This is a genomic window from Streptomyces sp. NPDC032091 (assembly GCF_055580265.1).
Genome location: NZ_JBVILR010000004.1, coordinates 487,691 through 501,270, shown reverse-complemented (window position 1 = coordinate 501,270; position 13,580 = coordinate 487,691). Strand labels below are relative to the sequence as shown.

The following is a 13,580-nucleotide window of genomic DNA, read 5'->3' as shown; positions in this document are numbered from 1 at the left end:
CTTTTTCTGTTGGCTTCTGCTTTGTGTTTTTTTTTTTTTTTTTTTTTTTTTGTTTTTTTTTTTTTTTTTTTTTTTTTTTGTTTTTTTTTTTGTTTTTTTTTTTTTTTTTTTTTTTTTTTTTTTTTTGTTTTTTTTTTTTTTTTTTTTTTTTTTTTTTTTTTCTTTCTCTCCCCCTCCCCCCCCCCCCCCCCCAGGCCCGGTCAGGGCGCCCCGAAGGTGAGCGTCAGCCTCGGCGTGGCCTCCGCGGCGGCGGCCTCCGAGGACCACAGCCACAGGGCGTCGGTCCCGGCGCTGGTCAGCGCCAGGCTGTAGGAGCCGCCCAGCGCCCCGGCCACGGCGGCCGTGTTCAGCCCGGCGGTGTGGACCGCCGAGCCGTCCGGGATCCCGGGGAACGCGCCGAGCGCCGGGCTGCCGGTGCCCGGGCGGTTGTCGTACGTGGTGCCGGTCTCCGTCCACGCGCCGGTGACCGGGACCACCGAGACGGTGTCCGTGGTGCCGGCGCCCGCCATGGTGCTGGTCTTCACGCTGAGCGCGGCCGACTTGAGCACCTTGCCCGCCGGGGCGGCCGGCAGGTCGAAGCGCAGGTAGCCGGTGTACAGCGGGGTCCCGCGGACGGCCAGGGAGCCCGAGGTGCCGTAGTTGGCGGCCGGGGCGCCCGCGTTGGCGTAGGTGTCCTCGGCCGCGGTGACCTGGACGGTGGAGTCCGCCGGGGCGGAGGCGAGGGCGTAGTGGTTCTGCACCTGCGCCGCGCTCAGGACCGTCGGGTAGACGGCCGTCTCGTCGAGCAGGCCCGCCCAGTGCTCGCTCGTGGGGCGGTCCGGCCAGCCGCCGAGTCCGTCGAAGCCGGCGCGCCAGTAGCCCGTGTAGTTCTCGTGGGTGGTGACGTTCAGGGTGCCCCGCCGGACGCCGTCCACGTACAGGGTCATCCCGCCGGGGCCCTGGGTGGCGACGACGTGGTGCCACTTGTCGTCGTTGAAGGCGGTGGCGGTGGTGATGGTGCGGGTGGCGCCGGTGTAGACCCCGTAGACCAGCCGGCCGTCGTCGGTCATGTAGACGTGCTTGTCGTACTGGCCGCTGCCGTTGATCTGCTGGCTGCCGAAGCCGACGAGCTTGCCGCCGCGGGTGGTGTTCGTCCTGAACCAGGTCTCGATGCTGTACGTGCCGCCCACCGTCTGGCGGCGGTCGCCGTAGACGTGGGCGTCGGTGCCGTTGAAGCCGATCGCGGTGCTCGCGCCGGCCACCGCCCCCGGGCTCTGGCGCAGGGCCGGGGCGTAGTGGTGCACGCCCGCCTGGTTGCCGTCCGAGGAGTCGGCGACGTACGGCAGTACCGTGTCGTCGTAGCGCCAGTACAGCTGGGCGCCGTCCGCGCGGACCTGGTTCGCGTACGCCTCCGGCGAGGTCGGGACGGTGACGCTCGCGGGTGCGGAGGGGGCGCTGGTGTTGCCCGCCGCGTCGGTGGCCGTCACCCGGTAGGTGTACGACTGTCCGGGCTGGGCGGTGGTGTCCGTCCAGGAGGCCTGCGGGCGCTTGAAGAACAGCGAGTCGGCGGTGACCGTGCCGATCGGGGCGGCCGCGCCGTTGCGGTAGATCCGGTAGGTGAGCGCGCTGTCGTCCAGGTCCAGGCTGGTGCGCCAGCGCACTTGGACCTCGCCGGGCTTCACGCTCGCCGCACTGGCCAGCGGAACCGTCGGGGCGCCGGTGTCGCCCGTGGAGGAGAAGCGCGTCAGGCTCTGCTGGGCCGCCCCGTTGACGGTGGTGAACTCGCCGCCCACCCACAGGTACTGCGTTCCGTTCCCGGACCCGACGGTCATCACGCGCGGCCCGATGCCCTCGCCGACGCCGTCGTTGGTGTCGGGCGCCCAGCCCAGCTTGCCGACGCTGGTGGTGGGCTGCGCGAGCAGGTGGTGGCGCTGCCCGTCGGGGTATTCGCCGACGCTGGAGCAGTCGTGCGCGTGCGAGGCGCTGTAGAGCACGTTCTGGTATGGCAGCACGGCCTGGGTGGCGCCCAGGCAGGTGTCGCGCCAGCGCTGGTTGAAGTCGGACAGGTTGAGCGCGATGCGGCCGTCGAAGACCCCGCCGCCGGTGCCCTCGTTGGCGGTGTAGAAGCCGGTGGCGTCGGTGGCGATGTCCTTGACCACGGAGTTGGTCTCGATGAAGCCCGGGTAGCCCTTGGTGAGGGCGCCGGTGGTGGAGTCGACGACGGCCAGCGCGTGTGTGTTCGTCCCGTTGACGGTGAAGAAGTCGCCGCCGAGCAGGACGTTCCTGCCGTCCGGGGTGACCTCGACGGCGCGGCCCGGCTCGTCGGCGTCGGCCCGGAAGGGGCGCAGCGCGCCGTCCGCGGCGGCGACGGCGGCGAAGCGCTGCCGGGGCTGGCCGCTCACGGTCAGGAAGTCGCCGCCCGCGTAGACGGTGTCGCCGGCGACGGCGATGGCCCGTACCGTGGCGGCGAAGGCGGGCCGGAAGGACGGCTTCACGGTGCAGGTGGCCACGTCGACGGCGGCCATGCTGGAGACCGGGGTGCCGTTGACGGCGCCGAAGTAGCCGCCCGCGTAGAGCGTCTTCTTGTCCGGTGAGAGGGTGAGCGCGCGGACCGTGGCGGTACCACTGGCGACGGTGAAGGACAGGCCGCAGGAGGTCGGGGCGCCGGTCGCCGCGTCGAGGGCGGCGAAGTTCACGGCCGGCTGCTCGCCGCCCGCTTCGCCCGCGGGCGGGCGGACGGTGGAGAACGTGCCGCCGACGAAGACGGTGCCGCCGGCCTCGGCGAGGGCCCAGACGATGCCGTTGGGCTGCCAGGTGGGCAGCGCGTCGGCGGTGAAGGCCACGGGCGGGGTGATGGCCGCGGCCCGCGGGACGAGCCCGAGCCCCACGGCCGCGCCGGTGCCGGCCAGGGACAGGGCGAGAGCGGCTGCCAGCCCTCTGGATCTACGCATGAACCCCCCAGTTCGGTATCCGTTGTCCGTACGGGCGCACCCTAGGGCGGATTGCCTTGCGGGTCACCACACTTGACCCACCGCATGCCGAACGGCCGCCGGCGCGGGAGGCCCGGCGGCCGCGGTCCGGGGGCCTCAGCCCGCCGGCAGGGCCCGGCACAGCAGGGACGCCGGGGAGGGGCGGAAGCCGGCGCGGGCGGTGAAGGCGATGCCCGCCGCGTACTCGGTGGGCAGGCACTGGCCCTTGTAGTGGCCCCAGGCGTAGTCCCCGCCCGGAGCCCCGGCCGGGCGGTCGTCGCCCCGGTCGAACCAGACCGTGCGGCCGGAGCCCGCGAGGGGGACGCGGGCCGGGGCGCACAGGGCCGCCGACACCCGGTCGCCGCGCAGGCTGTACCCGATGAGGAACTGCCCGGCCGGGCACTGGAGTTTGGTGTAGCCGGTGGCCCAGTCGCCGCCCGCCGGGACGTACGTCTCGTCGCGGATGACGCTCTGGCCGCCGCCCGGTGCGCGCAGTTCGGAGGTGGAGCACAGCCCCCGGCCGCCGGTGTGGCTGAGGCCCGCCAGGCGGGCGCCGTCGGGGCAGACGGCCTTGCGGGCGCCGCCGTCCCAGTCCCCGGCGGCCCGGGAGAGCAGCGAGGCGTTGTGGTCCCGGTGGTCGGTGCTGAGCTGGTACCAGGCGGGGGTGGCGGGGACCGGGCCGGTGCGGCCGGCGGCGGCGCCCAGGGCGGTCCAGGGGGCGGTGCGCCAGTCGGGGGGGTCGAGGACGCCGGTGCGCCGGCCGGTGCGGTCGTAGCGGAGCAGCGCCCAGCTGTCGCCGCCGGGGGCGCCCTGTGCGGTGGTGCTCCAGCCGACGAGCGGCCAGTACGCGAAGTCGGCGTCGGAGGAGGCCAGGTAGGCGGTGGTGTTCTGGAACCAGGTGCGCGGGGCGGTGCCGCTCTCGTCGGCACCGATGCCGAACTCGCTGATCCACACCGGGGCGGTGAAGTGCCTTCCCGTCTCGGCGGAGACGAAGAACGCCTGGTCGTAGAGGGCCTGTTCGAGCTCGGTCCGGCTCATGTCCTGGTAGCGGGGGTCATGGGTCTCGCCGAGGCCGGTCGCACCGCTGTGGTGGGGGCCGGTGTAGCCGTAGAAGTGGGCCGAGTAGACCAGCTTGTCCGAGACGACCAGGGTGTGGGAGAGGGTGCGGGCGGGGGTGAGGAGGGGGCGGCCGTGCGGGAGGCCGTCGGCGGGGATGCCCGTCCAGTTGATGCCCTCGATGACGATGAGCAGGTTCGGGTTGGCCTCGGTCAGGATCCGGTCGGCGGCCTCCTCGGAGGCGGCCTGCCAGTCGTGGCCGTCGCCGAGGCCCCAGTTGGGGTCGTCCCAGGTGTCGCGGCGGACCTCGTTGTAGAGGTCGGCGCCGACCACGCGCGGGTTGTCGCGGTAGCGGCGGGCCAGGGAGACCCAGTCGTCGGCCCACTGGGCGGTGGAACGGGTGCTGTTCCAGCGCTCGTTGCCGTCGAGGCCGCAGCACCAGCGGGTGGTCCCGGTGTGGTTGTTGAGGATGACGGCGAAGCCGGCGTCGGTGAGGGCGGCCACGACGGCGTCGTAGACCTGGAGCGGGGTGCGGCCGCGCAGCGCCGGGTTGGCGGCGACGGCCGTGTCCGGGACAGGGGCGGTGGTGTGCAGCATCTCGTTGGAGAAGGGCAGCCGGACGCTGTTCAGCCCGAGCGCGCGGAAGTCGGCCAGGAGGACGGGCATCGGCACCCGGTCCAGGCCGAGGGGGATGCCGTGGGAGTCCTGGCCCGCGTGGTGGGTGGCGGGGTCGGTCATGTCGCCGGAGCCGTTCCAGGAGCCCTGGGCGCCGTCCCAGTTGCCGGAGCGCAGCCGGAAGCGGTTGCCCTGGGCGTCGACGACGTACCGGCCCCGGGTGGAGAGCGGGGGCGTCCACGACGCGGGGTCGGCGGCGGCCCGCGGTGCGGCCGGCGCGGGCGCCGCGGCGGCGGGGGCGGGGGCGGCGGCCGGCAGGAGGCCGCCCGCCAGGAGCAGCACCCCCGACAGCACCCGTACGAGGCTCTTCATCTGGCTCCCACCCGGTCCGGCCGCCCCGTCCGGGCGGCTGCGGCGGACAAGTTACCGGCCGGTCGTACGGGAGGGAAGGCGCCTGCGCCACCCGGTGCCCCGGTGCGTCAACCCGTGGGCCCGCGCCGCACCTCCCCGTGGGCGACCCGGCGGAAAACGGCCCCGCGCGGGGCGGGACGGCCCTACCGTGCCGTGAGGGTTGGGCGACGGCACCGGAGGGTGGGGCTGATGGACGAGGAAGAGGACATGCGGCTGGCGGAGATCACTCCGGAGATCTCCCGCCGAACCCTGGCGATGCTGCGCGGACTGGCCGGGCTGGAGCCGCCCGAGCGGGTGCCCGAGGACGCGATGGCCGTCGCCGACGCGATCCTGGCCGAGCACGGTACGGACGGGCTGCGGGTGCTGGTGATGACCCTGGCCGCCTGGGCGACGGCCCAGATCGAGAACGTCGCCGAGCTCAGCGGTCGCAGCCACGAGGCGGTGCTCGACGCGATGGAGCTGGCCTGCCTGGAGGCCGGCGCCGAGGAGTAGCCGTCCGGGTCCGGGACGCACGCCGGCCGGGTGGGCGGCGGGCGGACCGGGGTGCCCGGCCCGTGCTGTGCGGCGATCCGGCCCGGGTCGGCGACACTGGGGGGACCAGAAGGTTGCGGGGGGTCCTGAACGGAGGCCGTCGTGAGCACACCTTCCCCCATCCGGGTCGCCGCCGTGCTGTCCGCCGAGCACCGCGGCCGGCTGATGTCCCACGCCCGTGAGGTCAATTTCCCCGAGGGCGCCCGGATCTTCGAAGAGGGCGGCCGGGCGGAGGCCTTCTGGATCGTGCGCTCCGGCACGGTGACCCTGGAGGTCCCGCTGCCCGCCGGCGGCCACCGGGGCGCCGCGGCCGTCGAGAGCCTCGGGCCCGGGGAGCTCGTCGGCTGGTCCTGGCTGTTCCCGCCGTACACCTGGCAGCTGAGCGCCGAGGCGATGACCCCGGTGAGGGCCTACGAGTTCGACGGGCAGGCCGTGCGCCTGCTCATGGACGCGGACCCCGCCTTCGGCTCCGCCATCGGCCACTGGGTCGGCCGGATCCTCGCGGTACGCCTCCAGCAGACCCGTACCCGGCTCCTCGACCTCTACGCCCCCCGGTGGACGCCCACCCGCTGACCGCTCCGGCGCCGGTGCGGCCGCGCCGGCGCCCCGCACCGCTGCCCCGCACCGCCTCCCGCACGCCCCACCGGCCCCACGCCGGTCCCGTACGGGGGGCGTGTTCGGCCGATTCCCGGAATCCCTCCTTCACAGGTCACGCGGCCGCCATCGCTGCGGACTGCACTCATGTGCTCACGATCGGTGACGAGAAATAGCGGTACGAACGGGCGTTCCCGCCCCGGATCGGCAAGACTCCCGTCCGCTATCCGAAACACCGACCCGAGGAGTGTTCGAAATGCGGTCCATCACCAGGAGTCTGGGACTGGCTTCCGGAGCAATGGCGCTCACCGCCCTCACCGCCCTGGCCGGGACCGGAGCCGCCGACGCGGCGCCGACCGGAGCGCAGAGCATGTACGCCCCGTCCGCGCTCGTGGTCAGCGTGACGGCCGGTCAGAACGCCGCCACCGGCACCGTGCTGCGCGCGGTGACCCTGGTGTGCGCGCCGCGCCCGGGCGGCACCCACCCGTCGCCGGCCGCCGCCTGCGCCGAGCTGAAGGCGAACGGGGCCTCGCTCGACGTACTGGCCGCCCCCCGCCCCGACACCGCGTGCACCCGGGAGTGGAACCCGGTGACGGTCACCGCGGACGGCGTGTGGCAGGGCCGGCGGATGAGCTACACGTACACCTTCGGCAACCCCTGTGGTCTGCGCAGCAGCACCGGCGCGCTCTTCGGTATCTGAGCGCCGCCCGCGGGCGCGACCCCCGCGGACCGGCCGGGCGGCGCCGCCGACCGCCGCCCGGCCCCACCGCCCCGGTCGGTCAGCCCAGTTCGAGGCTCGTGACCCCGTACAGCCCGCCCCAGTCCAGCTCCGGGACCGGCCCGGTGTACATCCGGGCGGTCTCGAAGGACGGGGCCAGCCCCAGTCCGGCCGCCACGGCGGCCGCGGCCGGGTTCACGTCGGGCACGTCCACCGCCACCTCCCCGCCGGGGGCGTGCCCGGCGAGCCGCCGCACCAGGGCGGAGGCCACCTCCGGCGTGGCCGCGTACAGGGGCCCGATCCGGGAGGCCGAGCTGCACGGGCGGATCACGCCGAAGCCTTCGATCCGGCCGTCGCGGACGGCGGCGAGGGCGGTCCGGCCCGGCAGGGCGGTCCAGGCGGAGAGGAAGGCGTCGCGCGCCTCGGGGAAGAACCTGCGGTCGTAGGCGGCGAGCCGGGCGAAGGGCAGGGAGGCCGCGTCGACGATCTCCACCCCCGCGTCGTCACCCGGCCGCGGGACCCCCTCCCAGCGCATGTTCGTCCAGGCGGAACGGAACCCGGACTTGCGGTAGTTGTCCTGCTGCTCCACCACCCCGTCGAGGCCGACGAGCCGCCCGTCGAGCCGCTCCGTCCCGGCCCGCCACAGCCGGATCCCGTATCCCTGGCCGCGGACGTCGGGGCGGGCGATGTAGAAGCCGATGAACCCGAAGCCGCTGCCGTAGCGGACGGCGGAGATGCAGGCGACGGGTTCGCCGTCCCGCCGGCCGACGAGGAAGCCGTCCGGGTCGGCGACCGCGAAGGCGAAGCGGTCGCTGTCCCCCGGATTCCAGCCCTCCTCGTCGGCCCAGGTGCGCAGCATCTCCATGTCGGCGGCGCTCGCGCCGGTGATCTCGAATCGCGTCATGCGGGGTGTTCTACCCCGGAAATCACCCCGCGCAGATCACGTCGTCGAGGGTGATCGGACGGGAGTCGGTGCGGACGTACGCGGTGAAGGTGTCCGTGACCCCGGAGGGCCAGGTGGTGGTGACGGTGGCCCAGCCGACGAACGCCGACGGCATGGCGGTGGCCTGGCCGACGGTGATGGACCAGGGCGTGCCCGGACGGCAGAGCAGGACGTCGGTCTCCGGGGCGTGCGCCTGTTTGTCCTTGAGCAGCTGTGAGACGCGGTGCTCCCGGTCCTGCGCGGAGGGGCCGTGGCTGCCGTAGAAGGTCCGCAGGAAGCGGGTGATCTCCTCCGTGGTGTGCCGCTGGTACCAGCGGGGCTGGGGGTCGGCCGGCGTCCGGGCCGGGGAGCGGCGGGGCTGTGGATCGGCGAGGGCGGCCGCCGGTGCCGACGACGCGACCAGGGGGAGCAGGAGGGACACGGCGGCGGCCAGCAGGAGGGCGCCGGAACGGGGCGGGGTGAGCGTCATGTCCGGTATGTAACCGGCGACCCGGGGGGTCTGCCGGGGGCGCGGCGCGTTCTCACTCCGGTGGGGGTGGAGATTCACCGCAGAAACGCCCCTCCGCTTGCGCCGACCGGCCCCGGGTGCTGCGCCGGGAGCCGGCCTGGCGGGGCGGAAATCGTTCGCGGGTCCAGGCGGCCGCCGCCTAGGGTCGGCGCATGGGAAAGCAGCTTGTCGCAGTGTTCAGCGGGGCCGGGATGTCCACCGATTCCGGGATCCCGGACTACCGGGGGCCGCAGGGGCTGTGGCGCCGTGATCCGGAGGCCGAGAAGCTCGTGACGTACGAGCACTACATGGCCGACCCCGAGGTCCGCCGCCGCTCCTGGCTGATGCGCGCCGAGATCGGGGCCCTCGGGGCCCGGCCCAACGCGGCGCACACGGCCGTGGCGGAACTGGAGCGCGCGGGCACCCCGGTACGGGTGATCACGCAGAACGTGGACGGGCTGCACCAGCTCGCCGGGATGCCCGCGCGGAAGGTGTTCGAGCTGCACGGCACGGCCCGGGCGGTGGTGTGCACCCGCTGCCACGCCCGGTCGGGGATGGACGACGCGCTGGCCCGGGTCGCCGCCGGGGAGCCCGACCCGGACTGCCGGTCCTGCGGCGGGATCCTCAAGGCGGCGACCGTGATGTTCGGGGAGCGGCTGGACCCGGAGGTGCTCGCGCGGGCGGTGGCGGTGGCCAAGGGGTGCCAGGTGTTCATCGCCGTCGGCACGACCCTCCAGGTGCAGCCCGCGGCCTCGCTCGCCGGGATGGCGGCCGAGGCCGGGGCGCGGCTGGTCATCGTCAACGCGGAGGAGACCCCGTACGACTCCCTGGCCGCCGAGGTGATCCGCGAACCGATCGGCATCGCCCTCCCGGCCCTCCTGGCCCGCTTCGCCTAGACGGCCTCGGCAGGCCTCAGGCCGTCGCGTCGTCCGCCGCCCGGCGCATGGCCGCCACGTCGAGCTTCTTCATCCCCAGCATCGCGGCGGTGGCGCGGGCGGCCCGGCCGGGGTCCGGGTCGCTGATCAGCTCGATGGCTCCGGGCGGGATGACCTGCCATGAGACCCCGAAGCGGTCCTTGACCCATCCGCAGGCCGACTCCTGGCCGCCGCCCGCGGTCAGGGCCTCGTAGTAGTAGTCCGCCTCGGGCTCGTCGGAGCAGTGGATCTGGAACGAGATGGCCTCGGTGAAGGGGAACTGGGGGCCGCCGTTGAGGCCGATGAACCTCTGGCCGTTGATCTCGAACTCGACCACCATCACCTCGCCGGCCGGACCGGGGCCCGCCTCGGTGTAGCGGGCGGTGCGCAGGATCCGGCCGTCCTTGAAGACGGAGAGGTAATAATCGGCGGCGGCCTCCGCGTCGCCGTCGAACCACAGGCACGTGGTGAAGCCCTTGCTGGTCATGACTGCTGCCTCCAGGGGTACGGGAGGGCCGGGCGGCCCTCCTGGAACACGGACCGGCCCCGCGCCCGATTCTCATCGGTGGGCGCGGGGCCGGTCCGTACGTTCACCCGTTCGGGCTACGCGGCTACTTCCCGAGCATGCGGTCGACGACCCGCTCGGCGGCGTGGCCGTCGTCCAGGTCGCAGAACTCGGCACGGAACGCCGCCCGCGCCTCGGCGAACCGCGCGCCCACGGCGTCCGCGTCGCGGACGGCCTCGATCAGGCTCGCGGAGTCCTTCAACAGCGGGCCGGGAGCCTTCTCCTCCAGGTCGAAGGTGAAGCCGCGCAGGGTCGTGCGGTAGTGCTCCAGGTCGTACGCGAACAGCAGGATCGGCTTGTCGGTCAGTGCGAAGTCGAAGATCGCGGAGGAGTAGTCCGAGATCAGCACGTCGGCGACGAGCAGCAGGTCCGTGGTGTCGGGCCAGCGGGACACGTCCACGACGAAGCCGTCGCGCACGCCGTCGCGGAGCTGCTCCCGCACCAGGTGGTGGCCGCGGACGAGCAGGACGTGGTCCTCGCCGAGCTCGCGGCGGGCCGCGTCCAGGTCGATGCGCAGGTCGAGCTTGTAGCCGCCGCTCCAGTCCTCGCGGTTCTCGCGCCAGGTCGGCAGGTAGAGGACGACCTTCTTGCCCTCGGGCAGGCCGAGCCGGCGGCGGACCTCGGCGATCCGCTCCGCGTCGGGCCGTACCAGCGCGTCGGTGCGGGGGCTGCCGGACTCGACGACCTCTCCCTCGTAGCCGAGGGCCCGCTTGAGGATGGGGGTGGCGTACGAGCTCGGCGAGGCGAGCAGCGTCCACTGGGCGCTGTCGTGCGCCAGGCCCTCCAGGACCTCGGGGCTGGTGTAGTAGTCGTGCGTGAAGTCGTAGCCGATCTGCTTGAGCGGCGTCCCGTGCCAGGTCTGGACGACGGTCTGGCCCGGGCGGCGCCGGAAGGTCCTCGGCACGCTGTCGTTGACCACGTAGTAGCGGGCGCGGGCCAGGACGTCCCAGGCCTCCAGGCTGTCGTACTGGACGGCGCGGGCGGTCGCGGGGACCTCGGCGCGGCCGTCGCGGACCAGCCAGACGTGCTCCAGCTTCTCGCCGCGGCGCAGCAGCTCCTCGTGGATGGCGCGGGGCGCGTCGCCGGCGCCGTTGCCCTGGAAGGCGTCGTAGACGACGAGGTCCTTGACGGGGAGCCGCCGCTGGGCCGGGTAGGTCTCGTCGCGGGCGACGCGCTGGGCGTAGCGGGAGCGGTCGTGCGGGCTCAGCAGCGGGTCGCTGACCAGGGCCATCCGGTCGTGGTGGCGGGCTTCGACGCGCATGCGGCGGCCCAGCACGGTGACCGGGTGGGGTCCGGTGTTCAGGGCGTCGCCGACGAGCTGGACGGGGGCGCCGCGGTCGACGCCGAGCAGGCCGGCGGTGGTGCCGCCCTGGCTCACCGGGCGCAGGGTGGGCCACCAGCGGCCCTGCGGGAGGGTGGTGCGGCCTGCGTAGGCCTCGGGGAGCACGGGCTCGAAGGAGGCCTCGAAGCGGTCCCCGTCGCGGGTGACGGGGTAGCTGAACTCGGTGCCGTGCTGGTCGTGCAGGACCAGCTCCCAGGCCTCGTCGGCGCTGTCCGCGGGGGCGCGGAAGGTGCCGCGCAGGGTCAGCGTGCCGGCCTCGGCGGAGACGGTGTCGACGAGCGGCGGGGAGGGCTGGACGGAGAGGACGAGGTGGCCGTTCCTGGCGCGCTTGGCGAAGACGGCGAGGTCCGCGTCCCCGCCGGGGAGCGGGGCGGCCAGGCCGGTGAAGCCGCCGCGTTCGTCGTGGACCAGGGGGTGGCGGGTGCCGTCGGCGCGTACCGCGGCCAGGGTCCATGCCTGGGGGCTCCACTCGCCGGGCTCCCGCCGGGCGGGCGCGACGGCGCCGAGTCCGGCGAGCGGGACGTGGGCGGTGAAGGGGATCCGGCCGCCCGCGGCGGCGGTGCCCTGGGTGAGCGGGATGTCGAGGGTGGTGCCGCTGGCGGCGTGTTCGGCGCGCAGGACGACGCCCTCGCCGGCCCCCGGGGCCAGCTCGCCGGTCAGCTCCAGGGCGTCGTCGCCGGACGGGCGGACGTCGAGGACGCGGGCACGGACGATCTCGACCTGGACGGTGAGGGAGCCCGCGACGGTCGGCACGATGCGCACGTCGGGGGTGGCCCAGTGGGCGGGCGGGTTCGTGCCGCTGTCGTGCTCGCCGCCCTTGAGGCGGGCCCGGTGCAGGCCGCCGGGGCCGGTGACGGCGATGGAGGTGGTCCATATCCCCTCGCGCCACGTGCCGCCCGACTGGAAGACGGTGGGGTCGACGACGGCGGTGAAGCCGGCCCAGTCGGCGTGCCGCAGGGCGAGGTGCGGGGAGTTCACGGTGGCCATCGGCGAGGCCACGGTGCGGGCGGGGACGACCGTGCGGCGGCGCTTGCCCTGCTCGCGGAAGACGAGCATCTTGCGGGAGCCCAGGCGGCTCTCGGCGCCCATGTGGCCGGGCAGGGCGTAGCCGCGCAGCAGCAGCTTGCCGTCGCTCCAGGCGGCCTGCTCCAGCCGGCTGACGACGCGGCGCTCGCGCGGGCCGAGGGTCAGCAGCTTGGGCGGGACGGGCGCCTTGAGGAAGGGGTAGTCGGCCTGCGGGCGGGCCAGTCCCTTGACCGGCACGCTGTAGCTGAAGTCCCGCTGGTGGTGCAGGAGGGCGATGAACTCCTCGACGCGGCCCTCGCGGGCCAGGTACGCCTTGAGCCGGTCGGCGACGGTGAGGTCGGTCCAGGGCCCGGTGCCGATCTCGCGGACGAGGCCGCCGACCTCCTTGACGAAGGCGGCGCGGAAGTCCTCGCCGCCCTCGGCGACGTACTTGTAGATGAGCGGGAGCTCCTCGCTCAGCACGTTGTAGTCGTAGTCGCGCAGGTAGCGGGCGTACTTCTCGCCGGTCTTGGCGAGCAGGGCCTCGCGCACCAGCCGCACGGAGGTGACGCGGTCGATGACGGAGACCGGGTCGGTGGAGCGCTGGGTGATGGAGCGCTCGCCGGTCTCGCGCACGCGCCAGTGGTAGACGCAGTCGCTGATCACGTCGACGCTCTGGGCGAAGTAGTGCGCGGGGATGCTGACGGGGGCGTCCTCGTAGAGGATGCCCTCGGGGTACTGGAAGCCGTGCTCTTCCCAGAAGCCGCGCCGGTAGACCTTGTTCCAGGCGGTGCGGTCGGTGACCAGCGCCGGGAACTTGGAGATGTGGGTCTTCAGCCGCGTGTTCGCGAACGCGACGCGGTGGCCCCAGGACTGCTGCATGCCGACGGAGCGGAAGCGCTTGACGTTGCCGGCGGCGAAGTCGGAGCCGCTCTCGTCCAGGGCGTCGATCAGCTTCTGGTAGGCGTCCGCCGGCATCGTGTCGTCGCTGTCGACGAAGGCCAGGTACTCGCTGTCCGGGGAAGCGTGCCGGAAGCCTACGTTCCGCGCGGCACCGAGGCCGGCGTTTTCCTGCAGGACCACCCGGAAGCGCTTGTCACGCTCAGCGAAGGCCTTGGCGATGGCCGCGCTGTTGTCCGTGGACCCGTCATCGACGATGACGACTTCGAAGTCGTCGAACGTCTGAGCTGCTAGGGATTCCAGGCACTCGTCGAGGTAGAGCTCGACGTTGTAGGAGGGTACGACGATGCTCAGGCGCGGGGGCATGGGTGACGGGTTCTCCAGCGTGTTTATCTTTGTCGACCGGGGTGATGATCAGCCAATTACAGCATCTTACTCTGTAACAGGATGATAAACTTTACCCATCTCGGACATATCGGCCGGTCCGCCGGGGCGAGCGGCAAGAATTCAGCCGCCCGCCACCGTGCCGTCGCGACCCCGGCGGGGGCCGC

11 protein-coding genes are annotated in these 13,580 nt (G+C 73.2%); 4 read left to right on the top strand and 7 right to left on the bottom strand.

Going from position 1 to position 13,580, the window contains the following annotated elements; genetic code table 11:
* From ACZ5NJ_RS10400 to ACZ5NJ_RS10390, 3 genes are all read right to left on the bottom strand, one after another.
* Positions 1–267 (bottom strand): hypothetical protein (locus ACZ5NJ_RS10400; protein WP_468764301.1); only part of this gene is annotated, 267 nt, incomplete at its 3' end.
* Positions 201–2,930 (bottom strand): DNRLRE domain-containing protein, encoded by a 2,730-nt coding sequence (locus ACZ5NJ_RS10395; protein ID WP_468764300.1) that lies wholly within the window; start codon positions 2,928–2,930, stop codon positions 201–203. The genes ACZ5NJ_RS10395 and ACZ5NJ_RS10400, both read right to left, overlap by 67 nt.
* Before the next feature lie 135 nt (positions 2,931–3,065).
* Positions 3,066–4,991 (bottom strand): glycoside hydrolase family 5 protein, encoded by a 1,926-nt coding sequence (locus ACZ5NJ_RS10390; protein ID WP_468764299.1) that lies wholly within the window; start codon positions 4,989–4,991, stop codon positions 3,066–3,068.
* Positions 4,992–5,219: 228 nt separating this feature from the next.
* On the opposite strand from ACZ5NJ_RS10390, the gene ACZ5NJ_RS10385 reads away from it, so the two are divergent.
* From ACZ5NJ_RS10385 to ACZ5NJ_RS10375, 3 genes are all read left to right on the top strand, one after another.
* A complete protein-coding gene (locus ACZ5NJ_RS10385; RefSeq protein WP_395509323.1) occupies positions 5,220–5,522 on the top strand; it encodes a hypothetical protein in 303 nt (100 codons plus the stop codon).
* Between the two features lie 141 nt (positions 5,523–5,663).
* Complete coding sequence (locus ACZ5NJ_RS10380; RefSeq protein WP_468764298.1) at positions 5,664–6,134, top strand: Crp/Fnr family transcriptional regulator; 471 nt, start codon at positions 5,664–5,666, stop codon at positions 6,132–6,134.
* Between the two features lie 277 nt (positions 6,135–6,411).
* Positions 6,412–6,855 (top strand): subtilase-type protease inhibitor, encoded by a 444-nt coding sequence (locus ACZ5NJ_RS10375; protein WP_468764297.1) that lies wholly within the window; start codon positions 6,412–6,414, stop codon positions 6,853–6,855.
* 79 nt (positions 6,856–6,934) lie between these two features.
* On the opposite strand, the gene ACZ5NJ_RS10370 is transcribed toward ACZ5NJ_RS10375, so the two are convergent.
* Together ACZ5NJ_RS10370 and ACZ5NJ_RS10365 are read right to left on the bottom strand one after the other, a co-directional pair.
* On the bottom strand, positions 6,935–7,777 hold the full coding sequence (locus tag ACZ5NJ_RS10370; protein WP_468764296.1) for a GNAT family N-acetyltransferase: 843 nt from the start codon (positions 7,775–7,777) through the stop codon (positions 6,935–6,937).
* Between the two features lie 22 nt (positions 7,778–7,799).
* Positions 7,800–8,285 (bottom strand): hypothetical protein, encoded by a 486-nt coding sequence (locus ACZ5NJ_RS10365; RefSeq protein WP_468764295.1) that lies wholly within the window; start codon positions 8,283–8,285, stop codon positions 7,800–7,802.
* Between the two features lie 191 nt (positions 8,286–8,476).
* On the opposite strand from ACZ5NJ_RS10365, the gene ACZ5NJ_RS10360 reads away from it, so the two are divergent.
* Positions 8,477–9,199, top strand: coding sequence for an SIR2 family NAD-dependent protein deacylase (locus ACZ5NJ_RS10360; RefSeq protein ID WP_468764294.1), 723 nt, complete (start codon positions 8,477–8,479; stop codon positions 9,197–9,199).
* 16 nt (positions 9,200–9,215) lie between these two features.
* Here ACZ5NJ_RS10360 and ACZ5NJ_RS10355 read toward each other — a convergent pair whose 3' ends face one another.
* Positions 9,216–9,704, bottom strand: coding sequence for a VOC family protein (locus ACZ5NJ_RS10355; protein WP_468764292.1), 489 nt, complete (start codon positions 9,702–9,704; stop codon positions 9,216–9,218).
* Positions 9,705–9,828: 124 nt separating this feature from the next.
* Entirely contained in the window at positions 9,829–13,395 is a 3,567-nt protein-coding gene (locus ACZ5NJ_RS10350) for a bifunctional glycosyltransferase/CDP-glycerol:glycerophosphate glycerophosphotransferase (protein ID WP_468764291.1), read from the bottom strand.
* Positions 13,396–13,580: the final 185 nt, after the last annotated feature.

What these genes read in the sequence shown, in the direction of transcription:
- ACZ5NJ_RS10350 (WP_468764291.1), bottom strand. Translation starts at nt 13,395, where the DNA reads ATGCCCCCGCGCCTGAGCATCGTCGTACCCTCCTACAACGTCGAGCTC.
- ACZ5NJ_RS10385 (WP_395509323.1), top strand. Translation starts at nt 5,220, where the DNA reads ATGGACGAGGAAGAGGACATGCGGCTGGCGGAGATCACTCCGGAGATC.
- ACZ5NJ_RS10375 (WP_468764297.1), top strand. Translation starts at nt 6,412, where the DNA reads ATGCGGTCCATCACCAGGAGTCTGGGACTGGCTTCCGGAGCAATGGCG.
- ACZ5NJ_RS10370 (WP_468764296.1), bottom strand. Translation starts at nt 7,777, where the DNA reads ATGACGCGATTCGAGATCACCGGCGCGAGCGCCGCCGACATGGAGATG.
- ACZ5NJ_RS10395 (WP_468764300.1), bottom strand. Translation starts at nt 2,930, where the DNA reads ATGCGTAGATCCAGAGGGCTGGCAGCCGCTCTCGCCCTGTCCCTGGCC.
- ACZ5NJ_RS10390 (WP_468764299.1), bottom strand. Translation starts at nt 4,991, where the DNA reads ATGAAGAGCCTCGTACGGGTGCTGTCGGGGGTGCTGCTCCTGGCGGGC.
- ACZ5NJ_RS10365 (WP_468764295.1), bottom strand. Translation starts at nt 8,285, where the DNA reads ATGACGCTCACCCCGCCCCGTTCCGGCGCCCTCCTGCTGGCCGCCGCC.
- ACZ5NJ_RS10360 (WP_468764294.1), top strand. Translation starts at nt 8,477, where the DNA reads ATGGGAAAGCAGCTTGTCGCAGTGTTCAGCGGGGCCGGGATGTCCACC.
- ACZ5NJ_RS10355 (WP_468764292.1), bottom strand. Translation starts at nt 9,704, where the DNA reads ATGACCAGCAAGGGCTTCACCACGTGCCTGTGGTTCGACGGCGACGCG.